This window comes from Phormidium sp. FACHB-592 (assembly GCF_014695795.1).
Taxonomy (GTDB): domain Bacteria; phylum Cyanobacteriota; class Cyanobacteriia; order Leptolyngbyales; family Leptolyngbyaceae; genus Stenomitos.
Genome location: NZ_JACJOZ010000075.1, coordinates 341,240 through 363,982, shown reverse-complemented (window position 1 = coordinate 363,982; position 22,743 = coordinate 341,240). Strand labels below are relative to the sequence as shown.

At 48.7% G+C, this 22,743-nt stretch carries 24 protein-coding genes; 9 read left to right on the top strand and 15 right to left on the bottom strand.

Translation table 11 applies throughout. The features are described 5' to 3' along the window. Positions 1-9 precede the first annotated feature (9 nt). The 5 genes from H6F86_RS23070 to psbH all read right to left on the bottom strand — a co-directional run bounded on the left by H6F86_RS23070 (position 10) and on the right by psbH (position 2,303). Positions 10-273: a DUF3146 family protein gene (locus H6F86_RS23070; protein WP_190451640.1), complete on the bottom strand. Its 264-nt coding sequence runs from the start codon at positions 271-273 to the stop codon at positions 10-12. A gap of 63 nt (positions 274-336) precedes the next feature. Next, complete coding sequence (locus H6F86_RS23065) at positions 337-660, bottom strand: hypothetical protein (protein ID WP_190451638.1); 324 nt, start codon at positions 658-660, stop codon at positions 337-339. Positions 661-786: 126 nt separating this feature from the next. Further along, positions 787-1,419: an aminoacyl-tRNA hydrolase gene (pth, locus tag H6F86_RS23060; protein ID WP_190451636.1), complete on the bottom strand. Its 633-nt coding sequence runs from the start codon at positions 1,417-1,419 to the stop codon at positions 787-789. A 33-nt stretch (positions 1,420-1,452) separates the two neighbouring features. Next, a complete protein-coding gene (locus tag H6F86_RS33220) occupies positions 1,453-1,875 on the bottom strand; it encodes a TatA/E family twin arginine-targeting protein translocase (RefSeq protein WP_190451634.1) in 423 nt (140 codons plus the stop codon). Between the two features lie 224 nt (positions 1,876-2,099). After that, positions 2,100-2,303, bottom strand: a complete 204-nt coding sequence (gene psbH / locus H6F86_RS23050; RefSeq protein WP_190451631.1) for a photosystem II reaction center protein PsbH — start codon at positions 2,301-2,303, stop codon at positions 2,100-2,102. Between the two features lie 82 nt (positions 2,304-2,385). Between psbH and psbN the strand changes: the two genes are divergently transcribed. Beyond that, complete coding sequence (gene psbN, locus H6F86_RS23045; RefSeq protein ID WP_106254766.1) at positions 2,386-2,517, top strand: photosystem II reaction center protein PsbN; 132 nt, start codon at positions 2,386-2,388, stop codon at positions 2,515-2,517. Between the two features lie 33 nt (positions 2,518-2,550). On the opposite strand, the gene H6F86_RS23040 is transcribed toward psbN, so the two are convergent. Beyond that, entirely contained in the window at positions 2,551-5,961 is a 3,411-nt protein-coding gene (locus H6F86_RS23040; protein WP_190451629.1) for a glycoside hydrolase family 38 C-terminal domain-containing protein, read from the bottom strand. 67 nt (positions 5,962-6,028) lie between these two features. Here H6F86_RS23040 and H6F86_RS23035 point away from each other — a divergent pair, with 67 nt between their 5' ends. Beyond that, complete coding sequence (locus tag H6F86_RS23035) at positions 6,029-6,439, top strand: Uma2 family endonuclease (RefSeq protein ID WP_190451627.1); 411 nt, start codon at positions 6,029-6,031, stop codon at positions 6,437-6,439. 243 nt (positions 6,440-6,682) lie between these two features. On the opposite strand, the gene H6F86_RS23030 is transcribed toward H6F86_RS23035, so the two are convergent. Genes H6F86_RS23030 through H6F86_RS32410 form a run of 3 tightly spaced genes read right to left on the bottom strand, consistent with a single transcriptional unit; the run spans position 6,683 to position 10,376 of the window. Next, positions 6,683-7,636, bottom strand: a complete 954-nt coding sequence (locus H6F86_RS23030) for a hypothetical protein (protein WP_206756075.1) — start codon at positions 7,634-7,636, stop codon at positions 6,683-6,685. A 41-nt stretch (positions 7,637-7,677) separates the two neighbouring features. After that, a complete protein-coding gene (locus H6F86_RS23025) occupies positions 7,678-8,295 on the bottom strand; it encodes a DUF922 domain-containing Zn-dependent protease (RefSeq protein ID WP_190451625.1) in 618 nt (205 codons plus the stop codon). 35 nt (positions 8,296-8,330) lie between these two features. Continuing rightward, complete coding sequence (locus tag H6F86_RS32410) at positions 8,331-10,376, bottom strand: StlD/DarB family beta-ketosynthase (protein WP_190451623.1); 2,046 nt, start codon at positions 10,374-10,376, stop codon at positions 8,331-8,333. Between the two features lie 393 nt (positions 10,377-10,769). On the opposite strand from H6F86_RS32410, the gene H6F86_RS23015 reads away from it, so the two are divergent. The 4 genes from H6F86_RS23015 to H6F86_RS32400 all read left to right on the top strand — a co-directional run bounded on the left by H6F86_RS23015 (position 10,770) and on the right by H6F86_RS32400 (position 14,049). After that, positions 10,770-11,282, top strand: coding sequence for a hypothetical protein (locus tag H6F86_RS23015; protein ID WP_190451621.1), 513 nt, complete (start codon positions 10,770-10,772; stop codon positions 11,280-11,282). A gap of 202 nt (positions 11,283-11,484) precedes the next feature. Further along, on the top strand, positions 11,485-13,398 hold the full coding sequence (glmS, locus tag H6F86_RS23010) for a glutamine--fructose-6-phosphate transaminase (isomerizing) (RefSeq protein ID WP_190451619.1): 1,914 nt from the start codon (positions 11,485-11,487) through the stop codon (positions 13,396-13,398). A gap of 171 nt (positions 13,399-13,569) precedes the next feature. After that, a complete protein-coding gene (locus tag H6F86_RS32405) occupies positions 13,570-13,758 on the top strand; it encodes a hypothetical protein (RefSeq protein ID WP_242033637.1) in 189 nt (62 codons plus the stop codon). A 12-nt stretch (positions 13,759-13,770) separates the two neighbouring features. Next, positions 13,771-14,049, top strand: coding sequence for a hypothetical protein (locus H6F86_RS32400; protein WP_242033636.1), 279 nt, complete (start codon positions 13,771-13,773; stop codon positions 14,047-14,049). Positions 14,050-14,426: 377 nt separating this feature from the next. On the opposite strand, the gene H6F86_RS23000 is transcribed toward H6F86_RS32400, so the two are convergent. Together H6F86_RS23000 and H6F86_RS32395 are read right to left on the bottom strand one after the other, a co-directional pair. After that, entirely contained in the window at positions 14,427-15,137 is a 711-nt protein-coding gene (locus H6F86_RS23000) for a hypothetical protein (protein ID WP_190451616.1), read from the bottom strand. A gap of 161 nt (positions 15,138-15,298) precedes the next feature. After that, the gene (locus H6F86_RS32395; protein WP_242033651.1) at positions 15,299-15,742 is read right to left on the bottom strand and encodes a hypothetical protein; all 444 of its coding nucleotides are present in this window, start codon (positions 15,740-15,742) and stop codon (positions 15,299-15,301) included. Here H6F86_RS32395 and H6F86_RS22995 point away from each other — a divergent pair. Then, the gene (locus tag H6F86_RS22995) at positions 15,652-15,999 is read left to right on the top strand and encodes a Uma2 family endonuclease (RefSeq protein ID WP_347240958.1); all 348 of its coding nucleotides are present in this window, start codon (positions 15,652-15,654) and stop codon (positions 15,997-15,999) included. The two genes, H6F86_RS32395 and H6F86_RS22995, sit on opposite strands and share 91 nt — an antisense overlap. A gap of 127 nt (positions 16,000-16,126) precedes the next feature. On the opposite strand, the gene H6F86_RS22990 is transcribed toward H6F86_RS22995, so the two are convergent. Continuing rightward, on the bottom strand, positions 16,127-16,528 hold the full coding sequence (locus H6F86_RS22990) for a hypothetical protein (protein ID WP_190451615.1): 402 nt from the start codon (positions 16,526-16,528) through the stop codon (positions 16,127-16,129). 71 nt (positions 16,529-16,599) lie between these two features. Further along, the gene (locus H6F86_RS22985) at positions 16,600-16,830 is read right to left on the bottom strand and encodes a hypothetical protein (protein ID WP_190451613.1); all 231 of its coding nucleotides are present in this window, start codon (positions 16,828-16,830) and stop codon (positions 16,600-16,602) included. 326 nt (positions 16,831-17,156) lie between these two features. Here H6F86_RS22985 and H6F86_RS22980 point away from each other — a divergent pair, with 326 nt between their 5' ends. Beyond that, a complete protein-coding gene (locus H6F86_RS22980; protein ID WP_190451611.1) occupies positions 17,157-17,765 on the top strand; it encodes a transposase in 609 nt (202 codons plus the stop codon). Positions 17,766-18,162: 397 nt separating this feature from the next. Here the strand turns inward: H6F86_RS22980 and dxs are convergent, their stop codons facing one another. After that, on the bottom strand, positions 18,163-20,067 hold the full coding sequence (gene dxs / locus H6F86_RS22975; protein ID WP_190451608.1) for a 1-deoxy-D-xylulose-5-phosphate synthase: 1,905 nt from the start codon (positions 20,065-20,067) through the stop codon (positions 18,163-18,165). Positions 20,068-20,245: 178 nt separating this feature from the next. Here dxs and H6F86_RS22970 point away from each other — a divergent pair, with 178 nt between their 5' ends. Beyond that, complete coding sequence (locus H6F86_RS22970; protein WP_190451606.1) at positions 20,246-20,911, top strand: hypothetical protein; 666 nt, start codon at positions 20,246-20,248, stop codon at positions 20,909-20,911. 251 nt (positions 20,912-21,162) lie between these two features. Here H6F86_RS22970 and H6F86_RS22965 read toward each other — a convergent pair whose 3' ends face one another. Then, positions 21,163-22,644 carry a proton extrusion protein PcxA gene (locus H6F86_RS22965; RefSeq protein WP_190451604.1) on the bottom strand — a complete coding sequence of 494 codons (1,482 nt, stop codon included), beginning with the start codon at positions 22,642-22,644 and terminating at the stop codon, positions 21,163-21,165. Positions 22,645-22,743: the final 99 nt, after the last annotated feature.

Genomic DNA, 22,743 nt, shown 5'->3' with positions numbered 1-22,743 from the left:
TTAAAAATGTTACACATCAGCTCGAATAGTAAACGAGTAATCGGCACCGGGTTCTAACTGGTAATCGCGTTGCTCTAGAAAGCGTCCCAAGGGTTCTTTAATCAGCGCCCGACCCAGCGATGGCTCTACAGACAGTTCACCACGTTGAAAGCACCATTGAAACTGCCACTCAAATTGGTTTGCAATCACCTCACCTTCCAGTACACCCTGCTGCCAGGACTGACGGAGAACGCGAACATAAGCAATAGTTTCAGGTAAGCGACGAGAACCCACGATCGTATGTGTTGATTAAGAAGTACATTTTTGCAGAGTGCGATCGAGCTTGATGGCACAATCTCATTTCGTTCCCAACAACGCAATCAACTGCGAAACGCTTTCAGCTTGAGCTTTTGCGGTCTCAGCTTGGGCTTTTGCGGTCTCAGCTTGCTGTCGAGTGGTCTCTTTAATGTCATCAAGATCTAGGCGAAAAGCAGTCATAGATTCCGTGAGTTTGCCAATCTGGTCTGCAATGGCTTCAATTTTCGCGTCAAAGGTATCAAGTTTTGCGTCAAAGGTGCCGAGCTTTTGCGCTTGCTGCTTGTTTAACTGAGCCAGTTCAGCAGTTGCCTGCACAAGTGTGGTTAGGAGTTGCTGGTTGTCTGAGGATGACTGTCCGGTCATAGACATACTTCTTTAGACGATTGCATGGAATCTTAGCTTATTTTGCTCAAGCGGCGAGGACACTGCCTTGCTTCAAGCTCGTCGGAGCTCACTGGTTCAAGCTTTCAGGTTGTAATACTAAGCTACTCATGAAGTAGTCTGTGTGATCGTCCGATTATTGTAAAGGCTCATTGCTTTGTCCACCCCTTGCTTGAGGCTGAGTTCGACAGCGCCCACAACAAGGTGTAAAACTTCTGTCATCACCTCAGCTTCTCGCGCTGAAAACCGACCCAATACGTGAGAAACTGCGTCACCTGCTACATCGCCGTTCTTAGCGCTACCAATGCCAATGCGTAAGCGTGGAAAGGTTTGTGTGCCGAGGTGGGCGATCGCCGATTTCATCCCATTCTGTCCGCCTGCCGAACCAGAAAGGCGTAGTCGTAGCTTCCCAACAGGTAGATCCATATCGTCATAGATCACCAGTACAGACTCAGGCGGCAGTTTGTACCAGTCAGTGACAGCGCGAATCGCCTGCCCAGAGTTATTCATGTAAGTAGTGGGCTTCAGTAAGCGGATCTTGACTCGTCCCGCTGCCACACCCTCACCAAAGAACCCTTGAAATTTACGGTTTTCTGACAAACTAATCTGCCAAACCTTTGCCAATGTGTCGATCGCCTCAAAGCCAATGTTATGGCGGGTGCGATCGTACTTTGCACCTGGGTTGCCCAGCCCAACAATCAATTGAGGGATAACGGGTTGTGCAGTGGTTACCTCTGTCATTGGTCTTATCCAAGCAGGTCAATCGAGCTAGACCTAGCTAGCAACTTCAGTTGGAACGGCAGCTTCAGTAGGCTTAGATTCAGCCGCAATAGAGTCAGCTTCGGTAGGTTCAGCCACAGTTTCAGCAACCCCAGTAGTATCAGCTTCGGGATCTGGTTGGGGATCTGGTTCAGAGGTCGTGGGAGCATCAGAAGCCGAAGTCGTGTCAGGTGCGGGAGACAAGGTTGGCTGAGAGGGCATTTCCAGCATCGCTTCCATAGGAGCTTTCACCGCTTGCTCGATTTGTTCGGCTTCGCGCTTAAACTCTGCCTCAAATTCTTTGGATGCGTCCTGGAAGCCACGAATCGCTTTACCAACGCTGCGACCGATCTCTGGCAGTTTCTTGGGTCCAAACACAAGCAGCGCCAAAACCATAATTACTGCCATTTCTGGCAACCCAATCCCGAAAATATTCACTGTATTGCCTCCTGCAAATGCTTGCTGGACTAAGAACGCAAACCCTAAAGCATGACTATGAATTTATAGGAGTCACGTTATAACGTATCACCTACGCAGTCTAGTCTATCGTCCTCAGTCCTTTGTGCTACTTAGTTGAACGCAACTCAGTCTAAATCGCCATAAAAAAATCCCGGTCAAGCCGGGAAGTCGAATCGTCATTCGCATTGTGAAGCCGAGCGCACCTAACCGCCCAGACTTGTCCAATCGACATCTACATCATTTAGCAGAAGCGAAGAGTTGTAAATCTGCAAGATGATGAGCAGGAATACCAAAAAGAGGATCATAAAAACACCCATCAAGGTTGTGGTGCCCCAACCGGGAACAACCTTACCGTATTCAGAGTTCAGGGGTTTAAGAACGTCTCCCAACCGAGTCCGCTGTGCCATGAGTCACCTAATGTTTAGCTCGACAGAACATATATATTGTTTGTAACATTATATGGCAACGCACTCATAATATTTCTCGCATATGGAACCCGCAACAGCTCTTAATATTTCGATCTGCGCGACGTTGGTCGGCTTGACGGCATATGCCATCTACACGGCGTTTGGACCACCATCGAAGGCATTAGATGATCCGTTTGAAGATCACGAAGATTAGAGCTTGCAGCCATCAGCTGTCAGCGGTCAGCTTTCAGTCAGTGACGCGATCGCTTTGGTCTTGTGCTGAAGGCTGCGCTGAAACCTGACCGCTAGTAGCTGACCGCTTTACTTTGAAGCTGGCAATTTTCCAGGGGTGAACTGTAGCGGTTTGCCCCTGAGTTGTTTGGGCAGTCGTTGGTCGCTCTAACAAATCTACAGGCTGCTCTAGCGCTAAATCCAGGTCACTCTGGAATGTAAGCTGTGCTGGTTCGCCATGACACTCGTAGCAGCGCAAGATCCACTCATCTGGCGCATCTTCTGACTGCTTGAATGCCATCAACACGAGATTCTCGGCTCCCAGATCTAGAAGGGAAGCGGTCGGTGGCAAGGTTTTAGGGCGATCGTCTCCGCTAGCAGCAATGACCTGTGCAATGAGCGGCATATTTAACTCATAGCCATGCTTGACGGTTTGAGCGGCTTTCCAGTCGCCTGCGTGGGGGTAGAGGGCATAGGTAAACGAGTGCCGTCCTTTGTCTGCCTCTGGATCGGGCCATTCGGAGCCACGCAGTAAGGTGAGTCGTAGTTGATCAGGTTTCGCGTCATAGCCATGCTTACAGTCGTTGAGTAAGCTCACACCATAATTACCGTCGCTTAGATCTGCCCAATGCATCGCAGGGACTTCCCACTGCGCTTTTTCGCGCTCGCTCTCCGGCTTCGTCGTCCGCTCAATCGCCCCACAAGGAATTTCATACGTCGCGTAATCTGTTTCTAGATTCAATGGAAAAGCAGCTTTCACGACAACATGGCGCTCTTGCCAATCAACAAACGTGCGGATTTCCAAATTGGGTGAATCTTGCTGCAAAACATAAAATTGCTTAAAGATGGATGCCCCAATTTTGCGTTCAATATAAATGTATTTTTCAAGGGCATTTTGAACGTAGTCATTTTTTCTCTGAAAAGGTTTCTGTGATGATTCAATTGTTAGCAGAGTTGCAGATGGTAAAGGATATTGAGCATACTTAGGGTCAATGTTCCAGGCATCCCAATATTGTCCTTTATCCTCGAATGCTTGCAGTTCATTACCTAGGCCGTTAAGTACTTCGCGTTGATGGATTTTATCAAAGATGCTGGCTAAATCTCCCGTCTTTGAATCAACGATGACTCTCAAAAACTCATTTTCTAGGACGAATGAATGCGATTCGATCGTTTCTGTAGTTGATTCGTAAGGGCAGAGCCAGTAAGTACGGTAGCCAACTGCTGGAATCTGCTCTGCAAAAAAGGAAATGCCGCAAAGCCCTCTATCTAGAGAGTAAAAACGCTGGGCTGTAATGATTTGTCCCTCTAAATCAAAAATTCGCCAGCTATCTGGATCACCAGATGATAAACAGATATCAACTCCAATAACATGCGATCGCTCCCAGTTCAGCGGATTAAAGACCACGATCGCTTTCGCATCTGGATGCGGTGGCGGTGGAAGGGCAATTTGTTGGGCGATCGTAGCGAGCGAGTGCTGCTTAATTTCCTGACCAAGCTTTGTCGCTTCTTCCCAAGCCTGATTCGCGTCGTCGAATACTTCTGTAATGGATGAGCCAGGGAGAATATCGTGAAACTGATTAAACAGCACTTTTTTCCAGGCAGTTTCTAAATCCCTTTTGGGATAGTTCACGCTTGCGCTGATGGTTGCCAGCGATGCCCACAGTTCAGCTTGATACAGCAACTCTTCAGAATGACGGTTGAAGTGCTTCTGATCGGCGTGGGTAGTGTGGCAGCCACGATGGAATTCGAGGTAGAGGTCGGAGTCCCAGAGAGGAAGATGAGAGGGGTGAGGGGCAAGGGGAGGAGAAAAAGAGGAAAGTTTTGAGTTCTGAGTTTCGTTAGGAGCAGTTAAAGACTCGTTGACGATTGTTGAAGGCTCATTCACGACTAGCTGTGCTTGGGCGATCGAGCGTTGATCTTCAGTCGTTGAGCCTTTGGCTGCATCAGACTTAAAATTTGCTTCGAGGTCTTGCAGATAGTCGAGGGCGGTGGAGAATTCTAGCTGAGGGAAGAAGGGCGATCGCTGCCAGCGGCGGGCGATTTCGAGCATATCGCGGGTGGGACCACCACCATGATCGCCGACTCCGGGGAGCCAGAGGACATCAGGAATGCCTGTTTTAGCTTCCCAGTCGCAGGCGTAGGTTGCCATTTTGATTGGGTCGATGCCTTCGCCGATCGACGCTGACATCAGGCTGAAGATCTCGGTGCCATCGGGAGCTTGCCACTGGAAAACTTCGTAGGGGAATTTCGTGGTGTCGTTCCAGCGCAGTTTTTGAGTGACGAAGTAATCGATGCCACCTTGCTTGAGGATCTGTGGTAGCTGCCAGGTGAAGCCAAAGCTATCGGGTAGCCATGCCATGCGGTTGATGCTGCCAAATTTCTCCTGAAAGTAGCGTTGCCCGTACAGCACGTGCCGCACCATTGACTCGCCACTGATGATGTTTAGCTCTGGCTCGATCCACAGTCCGCCCACGGGTTCCCACCATCCGGTTGCGATCGCCTCTCGGATCTGCTTGAACAACGCGGGACGGTTTTGCTCAATCCATTCGTACAGTGCAGGCGTGGAGTGGCAGAAGATCAGTTCGGGAAAGTCTTTTTGCAGGTTCAAGGCTGACTCGAAGGTACGCTCCGCAGCGTTCCAGGTTTCGGCAACGGTCCAGAGCCACGCCATGTCGAGGTGAGCATGTCCGAGGAGACGGATGCGACGCTGTTTGATGAAGGGAGAGAGGGGGAGGAGGCGATCGCGTAAGGTTGCCAGAGCTTGATCGAAGAGTTTGCGGAGGGAGGATGCAGGGGGAGAGGAAAGGATTGACCAGTCGATCGCGGTGATGGCTTCGGTGAGGAGGGGGAGTTCTTCGGGCGCGAAGGTTTGGAGATAGAGGCGGAGTACGTCTAGTTCGTCGGCGATGAAGCTGGGTTCGGGAGCGTCGCTGGAGGATTCGTAGTGACAGACTGATCGCACGAGTGCGCCATCGTCATGACCGGGACTGATTAGGCGAATGGCGATCGCAAATGTATCTCCGGGTGCAATGGCGTTACTGAGGAGCAACCGAGTACTGACATCAAACAGATCGCCTTCCTGCACGAACGTGCCATTGACAAAAAGTTGAGCATTGGTTGCCCACCAGGTAGCAGCGACGCGCAGAGTTAAACCTGTCAGCGGATAACCCTGCAAGTCTTGGGGCACCGTGATGACTTGCCCAAACCAGCGCGCCCGGTTGCCCTTTGTCCAGGCAAGGTGGTCTTTTTCATTAAGGGGCGCGATCGACCAACTCTGCCAGGTTTCGGGCTGGGTTGCCTGAGCGATCGACAGATCCTCATCGCAGTAACGCCAACCTGTCTGAATGCTGGTTTGAGTCAGACTGCGGAGCCGCGTAATGGCTTCCGAAAGGGCATCTACTGAAGCGGAAATGGGATGGCTTACCACGATCGTTCGTTCACTGACTGCACCTTACATAATAGGTGTACAGAGTTCAGCGATGCAGGTCTAGAACATGGTGACAACTCTGACAATCTCTAACGCCGTCGAGGATGAAGACTTTGATGCTTCAGCTTTACCGCTCGATCGCTACGATGAAGTGCTAGAGGGCATGGAAGAAGTTGATGGGGAGTTAATCGAGAAAACAGGCATGACAATCAAACATGGTGCGGCGCAGGCAACCCTTGTAGGTGAATGGAGAAGCTATGTTCGCACTAGTGGGCAAGGAGGGAAAGCCTATACAGAAGTTCCTTGTCTTACAGAGACGCAGAAGCGCCGTCTTGATGTCGCTTATCTGACGGTTGAACTGCTTGAGCAGTATGGGCAGCCAAATATTTTTCCTCAGACTTATCCCCTGGCTGGAGAAATTGCTTCACCAGATAACAAGGCAGAAGTGTTGTTCAGCAAGGCGCGGGAGTATTTATGATCGGGCTGTTAGGAAGTTTAGTTACTGTTCCTTAAGAATGCGATCGTCATTATTCTCACAGCCGATAAGTCTTTAATTTTCACCGAAGCCGAAACCGTGAGCACTCAAACTATCCTGCAAGGCTTTAGCATCCCGGTTAAAGAATTATTTGCCTAGCCAATGTCGTTACTAATTCCTGTCCCAACTTTAGCCTTCATCCTTTAACTCTCAACCCTTTAGCCTTTAGCCTTCAGCCTTTAGCCTTTAACCCTTACCGCTCACTGCCATTTCCTTTCGCAACTCCAGATAGCGATGCAGATACTCTGAAATGATGCCGTGCAGCATCAGGTTGCGGGCAGAACTAAACGAACTTTCGGGAGCGAGTGGATGGCGGTTCGTGATGACGTGGTTCCAGTTATAGTCACCTGTCAGCGCACTGACATAGCAACCAAAGTTTTCGTCAAATTCGAGGGACAGCACTGCCCGTTCAAATTCGTCACTAGTGAGGCAGAGCGAATAGAAGACCTTGAAAAGCTCGATCGACGACTCTAGATCTAAAATACGTAGCCATCGACGCTTCGTGAAATCAATGTTTACCTGCACCGGTTTGATGCTGTCAAAACTCAGCCCTCGTTCCCGCACCTGCTGTATCCAGTGAGGATTTTCGCGCTGTGCCTTGCTGTAGTCCAGCACGAAGTTATACAGAATGAGATCGTGTTCCAGAAACGCATTCTCTGCCAGATCGTTGATGGTGCTGGGGTAAAGTTTAGATTTTTCGATCGTCGGATCAGGACCGTTATCAATCAGGAAATTGACGATATTGGAGCCGAGGCAGATGTGCCGCACAATCAGGTAGCAGGCTTCGGGCGACGCAAACGTGTTGAGAAACCAGGCCGCCGATCGATGCATCAGCGTGTAGTTGCTGAACTGGAAGGGCAACAGCCGCTTCACCGTCATAATGATTGCCAGGAGCACATTCGCAATAAAAGCGATCGGCAATAATAGGTAGCTACGCGTCCAGTTTCTTAAATCCCGGATCATGTAGCCCTTCGCAATCAGGTCTACCGGAATCGCCTGATCAACATATAGTGCATCCCAGGCGTTAGGATTGCGGCGATCGTGCGGTTCGGGTAGATAAGGATTCAGGTCAGATTGTAGTGGCAAGGGCTCGATCGGCGCTTGAATTGGCGCTTGAGTGGAAGCAGAAACAACGTCCATATTTCTTGTGAATTAAATAGTGAAGTGAAGCAGAAGATTGCTCAGCCTGAAAAGACGGCACCCTGAGTGACACCGTGTTGGGTTTTGCGATCGTAGTCGAGGTCACGCTGGTTGTACTGGCTGATGATGCCTTGAGCTGCCTTATTTGCAGCAACCCCCAGCTCTGAGCATGAGCTTTTTGCCGGAAACCGTTTTAGCAGCTGTAGAATCTCTTGGCTAGTGGCAATGCCATTGTCTTTATGCCCATCTTCGTGAAGGCGCAGTGCTTTAATGTACTGGTTCCAGCGATTGACCAAGCCTTTCGCAGCGTTAGCGGGTTGCTTCCACTGTGGCAGGGTAACCGAGACATCGGCTCTGACTCGAATCGCAGTTAATTGGCAGCTATTTGCCTGATTTAAATATTGATAGTTCCAGCGCACATACCAATCGGTACGCGCATCAAAGCGCTGCCCTGATGTTTGGCTAATGGGTCCCAACCGGTTCATTTGTTGGCGCAGTTGTCCAGCCGTTGCGCCCTTAATTGGATAGTAAACAGTTTTGACTGCAACAACGGGTTGGGACTGAGCTTGAATCGGAGCGATCGAGTGGATCAGGATCACCGCCAAACAACTCACGATAGCCACTAAAATTTGCTTCAAAAGGTTGGGGCTTCGGTTCATACTCAGTCCTCATGTTTACTAAGGCGTAGTTGCCATCACCGAATCTCCTCCAATTGCAGCAAGTAAAGTCGCGCTGTTACCTGAGCGGTTTTTACAATTCGCTGAGCAATCTCTGTAGTCATCCATTCGGCGTTAATCAACTCATTCAGCTTGCCCAAATGTGCTTCGTCATTCGCGCTGTGATAGCCCAAAAACGACACTTGTTCATCTTTTAGCCCCAGCGTTTGCTGAATTTTTGCTGCCCATTGTCCCGCCAGATTGTTGCCCAAGCCCTCAATAATAAACATGCTTCCCAGCAGGTCAACGGGATTTTCGCGTGATGCCTGGTGGAAGATAAACGCTGACAGTGCCTCACTACCAATGTTCTTCTCCGCATTCACAATTTCCTCCAGCGCACCACCGATCGACACGTAGTTGCTTTCTAGCATCTGGTAATCGCGGTGTTCATCCTGGGCATGACCAATGAAGGTCGATCGCAGCCGAAAGTCCGTCATATTCGATGCAGCACGGGCAATCCACCGCGCCCCTTCTACTACCTGCGGACGCAAATTTCGCAGCATCGCCTTATAGTCATCCACCGTAAACTCACCGCGATGCAGTTTACGCACAATGGGAACGGAACGAATCTCACGCTCAAACTCTAACCAGACGAGGGCAAGTTGACGTAGCAGGTAGGCAGAAATGGGTTCTTCAGGAGTAGGGAGTGGAGAGTGGGGAGTGGGGAGTGGGAGAGAGTTCTGAGTAGCGTTTTGCGCCGCGTTGCCAGAAAGTTCTAAGTTTTGAGTTAGGTCATTGGAAGGTTGAAGCATAGGAGTTGGGGATTGGGGTGAAGAGTTTTGATTAAGGCTTTGTGCAGAGGCGTTAAAGCGTTGCAAGTTGCGAATCAATTCTGCTCCCTCTGCCTCCCCTGCTTCCTTCGCTTCTGCCTCCTGCCTTCTGCCTTCTGCCTCTTGGCTCCCCACTACGCTCAGCATCATATACGCCGTTGTAAACCGTCCGCTTTCTGGCACGAAGCAGAAGATCTTTTGCCCCGGTTGTAGATTGCCAGAGTGGAATAATTCCTCCAGCATTAAGTAGATGGACGCGCAGCCTGTATTGCCGCGTGTGTAGAGATTGGTAAACCATTTGTCTTCAGGAATCATGCAGCCTGCTTTCTCCAGCAGTTCCACAATTTGTCCCCGAAAGAAGTGGGATGAATAATGACACAGCAACCAATCAATGTCATCAGGCTGCACGCGACCCAGTTCAATTAACTTGAGCCAACCTTCGACGCCAAGCTTGATCACATTATCTAAAAGTCGAATATTTTGACGAAGATTGATGGCTCCTGCTTCAGCAGCTTGCAGGTAGGAAGGATAGTCCATCCAACTTTTTTGTGCGCTGTCATCTTCTGTGCCAGCATACATACAAACAGGATAGGCATTGGCATGAGAAATCAACTCAATCCATTCAATTTTTAAACTAATGCCTGAAGCATTAGGATGATTTTGAACGAGAAAAGCACCGGCACCGTCAGACAGCATCCAGCGGAGAAATTCGGTATCAAAACCGAGTGATTTTCCCGCTTTGACGCTTGCTTCAGCTTCAAAATGAGTGTGTTTAAACAGTCGTGACGGTAGCTCTGAGGCAACAGCGATCGCGGCTCGTTTTTCGCCTAGCTTTACCTGTGATGCTGCATATTTTAATGCCGTCACACCCGCACAACAGACGCCCTGGCTGGAACTAATTTCGAGGGGTGATAGTTCCGCCAATTCGCCATGTACCATGCTGGCGAAGCCAGGAACAAGCAAATCTGACCAACTGGTGGCAGCAGAGAGAAGGTCGATCGCACTCGGCTCTAGATTAGCGTTTGCTAACGCATCACGAACGGCGCTTGCTGCCATTTGGCTATTGCTATATGTGGTTTGTTGCTGACGATCAAGTGCGTAATAGCGCTGCTGAATGCCGTTACTTTTGAGAATACGATGTTTGACTTTTGAGGGGCGACCATTCACTTTTCCTAAATAGTCTTCCATCTCGTCATTGGCGATCGGATTTCCAGGCAAAAACTTGCCGATGCTGTTGATGTATACACCGTGCATATGTGACTCTTTATTGTGAAAAGGTGATTTTTGAGAGCAATAAAACCTAATTTCAAGATTCAGAAGCTAACCTTCCTAGCCTGAAACACTCCTCCATGACATCATCGACAGCTCTAACCATTTCGGAACTTTTTAGCAGTCAATGCATCAAGCCACTTGTAGGAAAGATGCCCCAAATGTAGTTAAGAAAAACAAATTTATCTCTAGAGCCTTAAACGTATGCTCTACAGATTAAAAAATGATTTAACTTAACTTGAAGTCGATAGGTTGACTCTAGTAATTTCGCGTAGAATTTACCTAAAATTTGTGACACTTCTGCTGACTGTCACCAGCTTAAGCATTGAGTCATACATTTAGAGCAAGACTAAAATCAACGCTTTAGTAAAAATCCCAATGGATGCGATCGGCTCTATCAATGTATCTACCCACCTACCGCAACAGTCCCTCACGCTACGGCAGGGGCTAGAACGTTACTACCAGGCGAACCCCGACTTTGTGCGCAATCAAGACCTCCAGGTTGGCATTATGCGGATTCCCTGGTGCGATATGCAGCGGCACGACATTATGCACGTAGTAACGGGCTACAGCACAGCGCTGGAACAAGAACTCCAACTGATTGGCTTTTTGCTGACTGCCCTTACCTGGAAACGTCCCTGGTACTATTACGCGCAAAGCTTCGTGGTGTTTTTAGAGCTGTTGTGGCAGTCCATCCAGGGCAAAGCGTGGGGCGGCATCTACCATAACCCTGTGCAGGTCTGCCAACTGTACCTGAAGGGAGTCAAGCAAGGGCTAGCGTTGCCCCAAAAAATTAATGCCGCGATCGATCCTGAGACCGTACTCGATCGCGATCTGGAATCACTCCGATCGGAGTATGGCATCCATAATGCGGGTGCCTGGGATTGCTGAGGAGGGCAGAAGACAGGAGGCAGAGGGCAGGAGGTAAACGCAACTCTTTCCTCATCGACTGCCGCTCCCCTCATCATCCTCTTGCCCCCTCACTCCTCTCCCCTCACTCCCCACTCCCTACTCCCTCACTCCCCACTCTCCTTAGAGATTAAAAAAACGGAGTATATTGGCGGGTATGTAGGTTCAGGTGGAGCAACGCCAAATGTGCGGAATTGTTGGCTATATTGGCACTCAGGCAGCAAGCAGCATTTTGCTCGAAGGGCTGCGTAAGCTGGAATATCGCGGTTACGATTCTGCTGGGATTGCCACTGTGCTGGAGGGCGAGATTCATTGCGTCCGCGCTAAGGGCAAATTGCACAACCTGGAATCAAAGCTTGCTGGCGAAGATAATCCCGCGCGAGTGGGCATTGCACATACCCGCTGGGCAACCCACGGCAAGCCTGAAGAATATAATGCCCATCCTCACACCGATACTGCAAAGCGCATCGCGGTGATTCAAAACGGCATTATCGAGAACTATCGTGAACTCCGAGAAGAACTGAAAGAGCGAGGCTGCCAGTTTCGTTCGGATACAGATACAGAAGTGATTCCGCATTTAATTGCTGAAGTGTTACAGCAAGCGGAAAGTATGGAAGCCAGCCCGTTGGTTTCGATCGAACCGTCGCCCTTTTTAGAAGCGGTGCGGCAAGTAGTCAATCGGTTAGAAGGCGCGTTTGCGATCGCCGTTATTTCGGCTGATTATCCTGACGAATTGATCGTGGCGCGGCAGCAGGCTCCCGTCGTTATTGGCTTTGGGCAGGGCGAGTTTTATTGTGCCTCGGATACGCCTGCGATCGTCCCCTACACCCGCGCAGTGCTGACTCTAGATAACGGTGAGTTGGCACGGATGACTCCGCTAGGAGTGGAAGTCTACAGCTTCGAGGGACAGCGCCTCAAAAAAACACCTCGGACGCTGAATTGGAACCCTGTAATGGTGGAAAAGCAGGGCTTCAAACACTTTATGCTCAAGGAAATTTATGAGCAGCCGGGAGTCGTGCGATCGTGTCTGGAAAACTATATTGATAGTCACTGGACAGCCGCCGATCACCGTCATTCGCCAATTCGCCTGAATTTATCGGCTGATTTATATGCCGATTTGCAACAGATTCAAATTGTGGCGTGTGGTACCAGTTGGCACGCAGCGCTAGTGGGGAAGTACCTGCTGGAGCAGTTGGCAGAGCTGCCGACATCGGTACAATATGCGTCTGAGTTTCGCTATGCACCCTCGCCGCTGACCCCAAACACCCTCACTATCGGCGTGACGCAATCTGGCGAAACAGCAGACACGCTGGCAGCACTGGCAATGGAGAAGCAGCGTCGATCGGGTCATGCATCAGAGTTTCAAGCACGGTTGTTAGGCATTACTAACCGTCCAGAAAGTTCGTTAGGGGATTTGGTGCCTCATATTATTGATACTCACGCGGGTATTGAGATTGGCGTAGCGGCAACGAAAACGTTTGTCGCACAACTGATGGCGTTTTATTGTCTGGCGATCGACCTAGCACAGCAGCGTCAAGTCATTGCACCTGCGCAGCTAGAACAATTGCTAGTAGGTTTGCAGCAGCTACCTGCACAAATTGAAGCCGTGCTGGAAAGTCAGGAACGCTATATTGAGCAACTGGCGCACGACTTTGCCGAAACGCAAGACTTTATCTTTTTAGGACGAGGCATTAACTTTCCGATCGCCCTTGAAGGTGCGCTCAAGCTGAAGGAGATCAGCTACATCCATGCCGAAGGCTATCCGGCTGGCGAAATGAAGCACGGACCAATCGCGTTGCTGGATGCAAAGGTGCCTGTAGTAGCGATCGCGATGCCGGGGACGGTCTTTGAAAAAGTGCTCTCTAATGCCCAGGAAGCAAAAGCCCGCGATGCCCGTCTGATTGGTGTCACGCCAATGGATGAACACGAAGCTGCCGAAACTTTTGATACGGTGATTCCAGTGCCTCATGTGGATGAACTGCTGTCGCCGATCGTCACGGTGATTCCCCTGCAACTGCTGGCGTATCACATTGCTGCACGTAGAGGCTTGGACGTTGACCAGCCTCGTAACCTCGCCAAGTCGGTGACAGTTGAGTAAACCGATTTGCGTATTTAGAGAACAGCGGAGTCATAAAACGGTTAAACAATTTGTAAAACGATTGGACAATGACAAGTGTCTTTGATTCCCCCTGAAATGATTTTGGTGCGTTGAGAGTGTATTTGCGCTTGGGCACTCTAGGCTGGTAAATCTCTCAAGGAGAAATATGCTATGTCTATGTCCCCAATTAGTGCAACGCTGAACTCGAAAGATCGGGAAACGGTGATGGCAGCTATCGTAACCATTAAGGAAAAGCTACAGTTCTTGATCGATTTGACCGCAGACGATCGCAAGGCTCTACCCAAAATGGGTGATAAGAGTCGAGCGTTTGTGAGTAAGGCGTTGGAGTTGGCAACGTAGAACCCAGACTTTTTGCCGCGATCGTTTGACCTGGAGGAACTGCGAAAGGATGTGCAGTTGTTTGAGGCGATGTATCCGATCGTGGTGGCGCTAACGCAACTACAGGAATTGGTAGACGATACCTGTTTAGCAGTTGGCAGTGAAGCCTATGCTTCTGCGTTGCAGGTGTATAACTACGCGAAGGCAAGTGGTCAAGGCTCTGGTTTAGATTCTGTCATAGGCGAAATGGGGCAACGATTCGTCAAGAAACCCCGAAAGCCCAAACCTCAAAGTGCATCAGCCGGAGCTTGAGATCTACGACTCACGTAAAAAGGCTGGCTATTTGGCTAAGGAGATGCATCATTCAAGCTCGGAACTAGATCGTTTTACTGTTGAGGTCAAATTTTTGAGTTCTGAGCTTCTCAATTTGAGTTAAAAGGTCAAATTTTCTAGTGTGGAAGTTAAATTTTTGAGTTAAAAGATCAAATTTTTGAGTTCAGAGATGCAAACTTGAAGTTCTGAATTCATAAATTTGACTTCCAAAACTCAAACTTAGAGATCAGAAGTCAAAGTCTCCTATTCAAAAGCCAAAAATTAGCACTTTCAGACTGAGAACTGAGTCTTTAATGGAAGCTTTTTATGATTTAAAGATCTGTAGCGACAAAACTTTAGTAACTCAACTACTATAATTAACCATCTTCATCTATTTGTTTTCGATTAACTCCTTCTTCATTGAGGAGAAGGGTAGGAAATGCAACACTTGCAACTGAAATTAGATGATACTCTAAAGCTGTTAAGGGGCTATGTCCATATTCTTTCCAAATCCCGATTTTTTCTTTTTCCCAAGCGTGAATCCAGAAATATGTTTCTTTTCTTAATTGTGGATAATTTGAGGGGTAAGAATTAAATAAGCAGTTTGCCCATTTTCTATACTTTGGATTTTGCTGAGAACTTGGATGATCAGGACAAACTATCGCACTTAGATCACCAATGTGATATGCATAGTTGTTACCCCATCGGCAAAAGAAACTTTTGTTACTAGATATATTTGCTATGTTTGCTGAGAGATTTGTACCTTTCTTTCCATACTTTTCTGACTTTCCAATATATAAGGGTAAGACTTGTTCATTTTTAAGCCAATACATCATATAGATCAGTCCCTCGTACTTTTCTTCTCCTTGTTGAAAATCAATTAATACTTTATTGACTTCATCTATCACAAAATTTTCCATTAGGATAGATCGCTTAAGTAGAAGCCGAGAATTCTTACCATGTGTTTTTGTATTTACTATTAAATTTGAGTCACAATCAAACAATGGAATTCCAGTTTCGGAATTCACATACTCTTGGCAAAATTCTCCCCACAGCTTTAACTTCTTTTCTAGATCCTTGACAAGCATTTGCAGTTTGGCTTTAGAGATGTCGCTACCTTTAGTCTACCCATGACACTCTCTAATCAAACTTTCTTCAATGCTTTCAGGGTGTCCGGCTCCAAATCTTGAAGAGTTTACAAACCAGCAACTCCTGTCTTTATCAATCTTTGCCTACAAGCCTTTAGCAGTTACAAAGGGATAAACTCATCTTTAGTTTGTCTTTTTCGCAGGTTGCTTGATTTTGGTATTTCTAGTAATTCAGGCATACTTAAACTGAGTTTAAGTTGAGTTGTCTTATCAATAATTTCCTGAAAACGACAGGGATTTTGGTGAATTTGTTCAAATAGATCAGGTTGCTCTGCTGCGATTAAAGCAAACTGCTTGAATAAAAAGCCTTTTAACCCTACTGAACCAAAGCCATACCTTTTTGCCTCAGTGTTAGTGAGAGGTAAGACAAATGCTTGAGGATCTGATGTCTTAATTAAGTTAGAACAACTCTCTGGAGCTAAGCGATCGCGTTTTGCTGCGGTTTCAAGACCCAGTGCGGCTGAATGATTATTCGGAGCCAGAACCCGATGTTGCAGTTGTACAGCCAAATAAACTGTTCTACGAGGATCACCATCCCATTCCATCAGAGGTTTTTCTGCTCATCGAGGTTTCTGATGCAACCCTCAAATTTGACCGTGAGGTAAAAGCCTCAGCGTATGCGCGGTCGGGTATTGCAGACTATTGGGTGTTAGATGTGAAGGCTCGCAAGTTGCATATCTATCGTGTGCCAGGTGTTGATGGTTATCAAAGCGAGGCAATTCTGTCAGAAGAATTGACGATTGCACCGTTAGCATTTCCAGACTGTGTGATTGCTGTACGAGAAATGCTGCGATCGCTGTGAACCGCTCAGAGGCAAGAGCCGTGGTTCAGCAAAAATTGAAGCAGTAATTAAGATTCTGAAAATGGCGATCGTGCCTTTCACTTTGAAGCGCTAAGTAGGCTGCGATCGCCCTTGCTTGAAGCAAACACTAAACCGCTTGCACACCAGCACTGCTAGCAGACGGCTCTTCTGCTCCGGCTTTCAAACGGCTGGCGGTGCTTCTGCGAATCCGCTCACTCTTACGGACTCCGCCTGCCATTTCATATTCAGGGCTGTTTTTGCCATATTTGAAGGCAACGCCAATCAACATCTGGTCGGCTAAATCACCCAGGTTTTTCTCCAGAGTTGCAATTTCTGTTTTAGAGGAATCAATGATGGCGAGAGCCGTGTTATAAGCGTCAATCTTGGTGCGGAGTTGTTCGATCTGGGTGGTGAGGTTAGCCATGCTGCGGGTATCACCAAAGTCCAGCGTTGGATCAACGGCTTTCAAGCCAGCAGAGCGGAGTTCCGCTTTTTCGAGCATCTGAGAAGTACGTTTTTTGCGAGACATAGAAGCAAGCCCTGATGAGAGTGGATGAAACCAGCATGGCTGATGACCACGAGCTTTCGGTTCAGCGAAACTCACAGAAAAGGCGTATTTTCTCCATGAAGTTGTTTAAGCCAGTCAATGATTGTGCTGACGTAGTGTACGGATGAGCCTGTCCGGGTTGTTGCAATTTGGTGAAAGCCTTTGGAGAATGCCTTGGTGATGCGTTCTGGTCTGGCGATCGCACGCGCAAACTTTACGGCAACTTCAGCGTTAGTAACGACAGCTTTAACGTTAGTGACGATAGCTTCATCATTCCTAACCATCGCTTGTGTAGAGGTAACGATAACTTGTGCAGAAGTAACGATAGCTTGTGCAGTGGTAACAATTACTTGTGTGGAGGTAACGACAGCTTATGCGATGGTAACGATTGCTTGATCGATCGTGACGATTACTTCTGCCTTGGTAACGGCAACGCAGTTCAGTCGTAGGGGTGGGTTTGGACAATACATAATCAGCTTCGCGTTAATTCTTAGGCAAAACTCGCCCCTACAGGCATCTGTAATTTGTTTGGTATTCCTACGATGGAGACGCACAGCCATGCCACCTACGGGAACTCTATCAACAGGTGCGTTGTCAGGAGCAGCTTTGCATGAAATACGACCCGGAGAAACATCATCGTCGAGACGCAAAGCGTCGCCAAAGGCGAACGATTCGGTTGCAGGGGTATGATTACGCATCAGCCGGACTGTATTTCATCACTATCTGTACACATCAGCGGCAATGTTTGTTGGGTGAAATTGTGGAGGGTGAAATGCAATTGAACGACTTTGGGCAGGTTGCGCGATCGCATTGGATGAGTTTGCCAAAATACCATTCACATTTGCAGTTGGATGCCTTCGTGGTGATGCCCAATCATGTTCACGGCATTTTGGCTTTAAACGAGCCCCCCGTAGGGGCAGGTTTAGCAGATAACCAACCGACGAGAACCGAAAAATCTGAAACAAAACCTGCCCCTACCAATGCGGCGTTAACGACTAACCGTCATGGCATTCCCGAAATTATTCGTGGGTTCAAAACATTTTCTGCCCGTTGCATCAACCAACGTCGGCAAGTAACTGGGGTTGCTGTTTGGCAACGCAATTATTATGAACATATTGTTCGCGACGAAACGTCTTTACAACGTCTGCGGCAATACATTCACAGTAACCCTCGATCGTGGCAGGACGATCAATTGCATCCAGATTGCCCACCCAAATAGTAGAGGCAGATAGGGTGGTAGGGGCAGGTTTAGCGAACCATTCACGGTTAGCCCAACAAGCAACGAAACCTGCCCATTCTCCCGAAGTTACGTAGCGTGATAGAGCAGGTTTAGCGAATCATTCACGGTTAGCCCGACAAGCAACGACAAAACCTGCCCGGTTCGGTTCCATGAGGGCAGGTTTGGTTAAGATTGAACGGCTTGATGCATTAAGCATGGGCAAACCCTGCCCCTACAGATGACCAATCCCTTAACCTGTGTGCCATACCAGCCAAACCGCACAGTTTCCTAGCCAGTCCAAAGGGCATGAACCGTTTAAACGCCGCCAAAGCAAAGCGATCGCGACCTTAGTTTAGGCAGCGATTCAAGGAAGTTTTAGGCAGCAGTCGATCGTTGTTTACACACCAACCGTCAATGGTTGTTTGCTAAACAGCTTCAAAATGCGGTCTGCCATTTGGGGTGGCGTTAAGCCCAAGTCTGCTTTCGATTCCTCTGGCGTAGCGTGATCAACCAGTTTGTCAGGAATGCCAATGCGGGTGAGCGGTACAGCAATATCGGCATCCAACAGGGCTTCGGCGATCGCAGACCCAAAGCCTCCAGGCAAACAGCCCTCTTCAAGGGTCACAACACGACCAATGCTTTGTGCCAGGGGCAGAATCAGTTCAGTGTCCAACGGTTTGGCAAAGCGGGCGTTAATCACCGTCGCTTCAATGCCATGTTCGCTGAGAATTTCGGCAACCTGCATCGAAGGGTAAACCATCGAGCCATAGCCAACCAGCAGCACATCATCACCATTACGGATAATTTCGCCTTTGCCGATCGGCAGTGGTTCCCAGCCTTCTTCCATTAGTGGAGCGCCGTAGCCATTGCCACGTGGGTAGCGGAGGGCGATCGGTCCCGTATGGTCAATGCCTGTCACAATCATGCGCTGAAGTTCAGCTTCATCTTTAGGAGCCATCAGCACCATGTTGGGAATGCAGCGGAGATAGGCAATGTCGTACATACCTTGATGGGTAGGTCCATCCGCACCCACAATGCCTGCGCGATCAATGCAGAAAAAGACAGGCAAGTCTTGAATGCAGACATCATGAACAATCTGGTCAAACCCACGCTGCAAGAAGGTGGAGTAAATCGTCACAACAGGACGCATCCCTTCACACGCGAGTCCGGCTGCTAGCGTCACGGCGTGCTGTTCGGCAATGCCTACGTCGATGTATTGCTCAGGCAGTTGCTTCTGCAAAATATCGAGTCCCGTACCCGTTGCCATTGCAGCCGTAATGCCAATGATTTTGGGGTTGTTCTCAGCAAGTTTAGTGAGCGTGTCACCAAACACCTTTGAGTAACCAGGTGGCTTGGGCTTGCTAGAGGGAGCCGCTTTCCCAGTGGCGAGATTAAACGGCGATTGAGCATGATAGCCAACCTGATCTTTCTCGGCAATCTCGTAGCCTTTGCCCTTAGTGGTGACAACGTGGACGAGCACTGGACCCGTATGCTTATGCGCTTGCTGAAAGGTGGTAATCAGCTCTTGCAAATTGTGACCGTCGATCGGTCCCATATAGGTGAAACCCAGTTCTTCAAACACAGCACCGACTTTGGGCACTGCCAGCCGCTTCATGCTTTCTTTGACACGCTCCAGTTCCGGTGCCAGAGATTCGCCGACAAACGGTAATTGCTTGAACTGCTCTTCCAGATTTTCTGAAATGAACTGCACGGGTGCACTGAGCCGCATTTTGTTGAGGTAGCGGGGAATCGCACCAACATTGGGCGAAATGGACATCTCGTTATCATTAAGTACCACCAACAGGTTCGTCTTAGGCAAATGTCCTGCGTGGTTGATTGCCTCTAGCGCCATGCCGCCTGTCAGCGCGCCATCGCCAATGACCGCAACGACTTTATGGGTTTCGCCTTTGCGATCGCGCGCCAACGCCATACCCAGCGCTGAAGAGATGCTGGTAGACGCATGACCTGCGCCAAAATGGTCAAATTTGCTTTCAGAGCGCTTGAGATAGCCCGCAACGCCATCTTTCTGCCGCAGCGTGTGAAAGCGGGCATAGCGCCCAGTCAGGAGTTTGTGAGGGTATGCCTGGTGCCCCACGTCCCAGGTCACTTTGTCGCGATCGAGATCCAGGGTTTGATAGAGTGCCAATGTTAACTCGACTACACCTAAACCAGGACCCAAATGCCCACCACTGGCAGCAATGGTTTGCAGATGCTTCTCACGAAGCTGGCGAGCAATTTGCTGAAGCTGATAAATCGACAAACCGTGCAACTGGTTGGGGTGAGTTAATTCACTCAGGTGCATACCGGGGTATCCTTTCGACTGCTAACGGGTTCGTATACCTTTATCACTGTAGTAGATTCGGGTTAGTGAAGTTGATAACAGAATTGTAATCTTCGGTTAGTTGGCTCTTAGACAGGGGTTTGAACCAGGGCTAGAAAGCTTGTTATGATGCAAACGATCACCTTTCACCCCTGAATCTGTGAACGCTCAAATCCATCAGCCCACGCCTCAGTCTGGTGTTTCATTCGTTAGCACCCTTGCCAGCCTTAGCGTTGCAGCAGGTCTGCTCGCGATCGTGCTGCCAGCACCGGCGATCGCCGCCAACGACTACGATCGCTGCACATCAGACCTCCTCGGTGCCAAGATTACGACCGAAGAAGCTGCGTCTGCTTGTTCTAGAGCTTTTGCCCCACGCGATTTAGCGAGCTGTGTCAGCCAACTGAGCGGAAACACCTTTGCTGCCGCTGATGCCCTCAATGCCTGCCGCCAAGTCCGGCGACCGAGAGAAATGGCGACTTGCGTGGTTGATATTCGGCGTGAAGTCACCGATAGCACTGCGGCTGAGGTACTCGATAGCTGCCGACGTAGTTTGCTGCCGAAGCGCTATTCTGATTGCGTGGTCGGGGTGAACAGAGCTGCCAAAGTTCCGCCAACACAAGCCCTAGACTCTTGTGTAGATGCCAGCTATTTCCCACGCGAGGTTGACCCAACATTCTTGCCGTTTACGCCGTCAGGTGGTGTGAGCGTTACCCCACTCCAAACTGAAACGCCACTACAGACAAGTCCAGCGCCGGAAGTGACTAGCCCAGCGCCTACGGCTCCTGCAACAACGACCCCAGCCCAGCCGATCCCTCAACTGTACTAAGTCAGCTTTAAGTGCCTAATAAGCAATGGGTTTGAGACTACCTCAGACCCATTTTTGTTTAGCAGAAACGTTCTCATTCCCCAGACTCTCGCCGTTACAGAAAGGAAACTAGAAAACAAGTCTGGGATAAAAACAGGTCTGGGATAAAAGTTACAGCGATCTTCAATTAAAGAAGCCATGCTCTTTCACCCCTTCAGTCAGTGAGAAGAAATTCTGGCTTACCCATTGGGTTTTTGCTGTAAGCGTAACTTTTACTCATTCATAGTTTTGTAGGTTGACACCGCCGATGGTGAAATACGATTGAGGTAGCGGAAAATCCAGTATTTGAAAATCGTGTCTAAGACCACTGGAAACGTCGCAATAAACAAAAAGATAAAACTTTGATTTGCAGGTAAGCCCCAATGTTTCGATAAACCTTCTAGCAAAACCTCCCATCCATGTGGCGAGTGAAAACCGACAAACATATCGGTAAACAGAATGATAATGAAGGCTTTGGCGCTATCACTTAAACCGTAAACAGTGTCGTCAATAAATGACTTGAGTATGGCTACTTCACGACGATTCATGATCAGCACGATTGCAAAAGCAATCAGTGAACATAAATCAGCAAAAATGTTTTTAATCGCCTCAGAACCGCTATGGCTGTATTCCAATCTAATCTCTTCGGCGCGCTCTTTTAGCTTGGCCTCAATGCGCTCTTCCTGCTCTGCTCTTGTTAATGGTTTATTGGTTTCACCTGTTGTGTGATGCTCTTCAGCTCCATCAAGTGCTGGGCCGCCTAGCACATCACTGTGAAGGCTCGGAGCCTTACCCAACAAGAAGTCGAATTCCATCCGTTCTCTAAACATGTGCAGCTCTTTCAGGGCTGTTTCTTGAAGCTCAAAATTCAAGAAGGGATCAGCGCTCTCGGACGATCGAAAGGAATCAACAATAGGACCAACAAGAACCGTTTTTGAAATTTGCTGCACGAGCAACGGCACAGTGATAAGAATCAGCAAAAAGCGAATGGAGGTACGTGTCTTTACCTTGTTAGACCGAAAGCTTTGCACTACTTTCTGTTCAGAATTTGGGTCTAAGTCGCGCTTGATACGACCGAGCGTGCTGGCGATCGTTCGGGGTAATACACCCGACTTATCAAAAATACCCGTATCGTCATCATCATCAAAGACTGGCTCTCCTTTTTCTCCTTTATAAAGTTGGTCAATCGTTTGACCATTACTCAAGCGTTGACTACCAGTATTGCTTTTGGCTCCGATCGCTAACTGCGGTTTCCCATTTTGTGCCACCGGAACGCTGCCTGTTTGATTAACAGGTATCAGCGCCACAGATTCTGTTTCCGGCTGATATTTTTCGAGAACGGTATCAATAAACTTCAGCTTTTCTAGAATGACCGCCGCTCGCTCGCTGTTGGCTAAAGAAGCGGCACCCTGGCGTGCATTTCCGGACGTATCGGCTGTGTTAAAAATAAACCGACTGGCTTTAAATTCTGAGAGCCGGAGGGTTGCAATCTTGAGGCATTTTCTTAGCTCTTCTTGAAAAACTGCCTTTGAATTAGCACCATATTTAGCGGTTTCTGCAGAAATTGGCTTGCCGTCAAAATGCTCATCTTCGATCGCTTGGATCATCAAAGCGGCAGCATAGGCTTGATCCAGGGCTCGCTCTGGAGTTTGTTCATACCACTGTCTAGCAGCGCCGAGTGACTGCTTCAGCCTTGTCCAAAGTGTTGTTTGCATAATACGAAGGGGTGCAGAGTGGCGCTGAATCCTTAGCGCTGATAGGTAAGCTTTGGTAGCCTGAGAAGAAAGCTAAAGGACTCTGTTGCAGAAACGGAA

Bases quoted from the DNA above. Each gene is read 5' to 3' on its own strand.
- H6F86_RS23065 (WP_190451638.1), bottom strand. From the start codon at position 660: ATGACCGGACAGTCATCCTCAGACAACCAGCAACTCCTAACCACACTT.
- pth (WP_190451636.1), bottom strand. From the start codon at position 1,419: ATGACAGAGGTAACCACTGCACAACCCGTTATCCCTCAATTGATTGTT.
- psbH (WP_190451631.1), bottom strand. From the start codon at position 2,303: ATGGCACAGCGGACTCGGTTGGGAGACGTTCTTAAACCCCTGAACTCT.
- psbN (WP_106254766.1), top strand. From the start codon at position 2,386: ATGGAACCCGCAACAGCTCTTAATATTTCGATCTGCGCGACGTTGGTC.
- H6F86_RS23035 (WP_190451627.1), top strand. From the start codon at position 6,029: ATGGTGACAACTCTGACAATCTCTAACGCCGTCGAGGATGAAGACTTT.
- H6F86_RS23030 (WP_206756075.1), bottom strand. From the start codon at position 7,636: ATGGACGTTGTTTCTGCTTCCACTCAAGCGCCAATTCAAGCGCCGATC.
- H6F86_RS23025 (WP_190451625.1), bottom strand. From the start codon at position 8,295: ATGAACCGAAGCCCCAACCTTTTGAAGCAAATTTTAGTGGCTATCGTG.
- H6F86_RS32410 (WP_190451623.1), bottom strand. From the start codon at position 10,376: ATGCACGGTGTATACATCAACAGCATCGGCAAGTTTTTGCCTGGAAAT.
- H6F86_RS23015 (WP_190451621.1), top strand. From the start codon at position 10,770: ATGGATGCGATCGGCTCTATCAATGTATCTACCCACCTACCGCAACAG.
- glmS (WP_190451619.1), top strand. From the start codon at position 11,485: ATGTGCGGAATTGTTGGCTATATTGGCACTCAGGCAGCAAGCAGCATT.
- H6F86_RS32405 (WP_242033637.1), top strand. From the start codon at position 13,570: ATGTCTATGTCCCCAATTAGTGCAACGCTGAACTCGAAAGATCGGGAA.
- H6F86_RS23000 (WP_190451616.1), bottom strand. From the start codon at position 15,137: ATGCTTGTCAAGGATCTAGAAAAGAAGTTAAAGCTGTGGGGAGAATTT.
- H6F86_RS32395 (WP_242033651.1), bottom strand. From the start codon at position 15,742: ATGGAATGGGATGGTGATCCTCGTAGAACAGTTTATTTGGCTGTACAA.
- H6F86_RS22990 (WP_190451615.1), bottom strand. From the start codon at position 16,528: ATGTCTCGCAAAAAACGTACTTCTCAGATGCTCGAAAAAGCGGAACTC.
- H6F86_RS22985 (WP_190451613.1), bottom strand. From the start codon at position 16,830: ATGGTTAGGAATGATGAAGCTATCGTCACTAACGTTAAAGCTGTCGTT.
- H6F86_RS22980 (WP_190451611.1), top strand. From the start codon at position 17,157: ATGAAATACGACCCGGAGAAACATCATCGTCGAGACGCAAAGCGTCGC.
- dxs (WP_190451608.1), bottom strand. From the start codon at position 20,067: ATGCACCTGAGTGAATTAACTCACCCCAACCAGTTGCACGGTTTGTCG.
- H6F86_RS22965 (WP_190451604.1), bottom strand. From the start codon at position 22,644: ATGCAAACAACACTTTGGACAAGGCTGAAGCAGTCACTCGGCGCTGCT.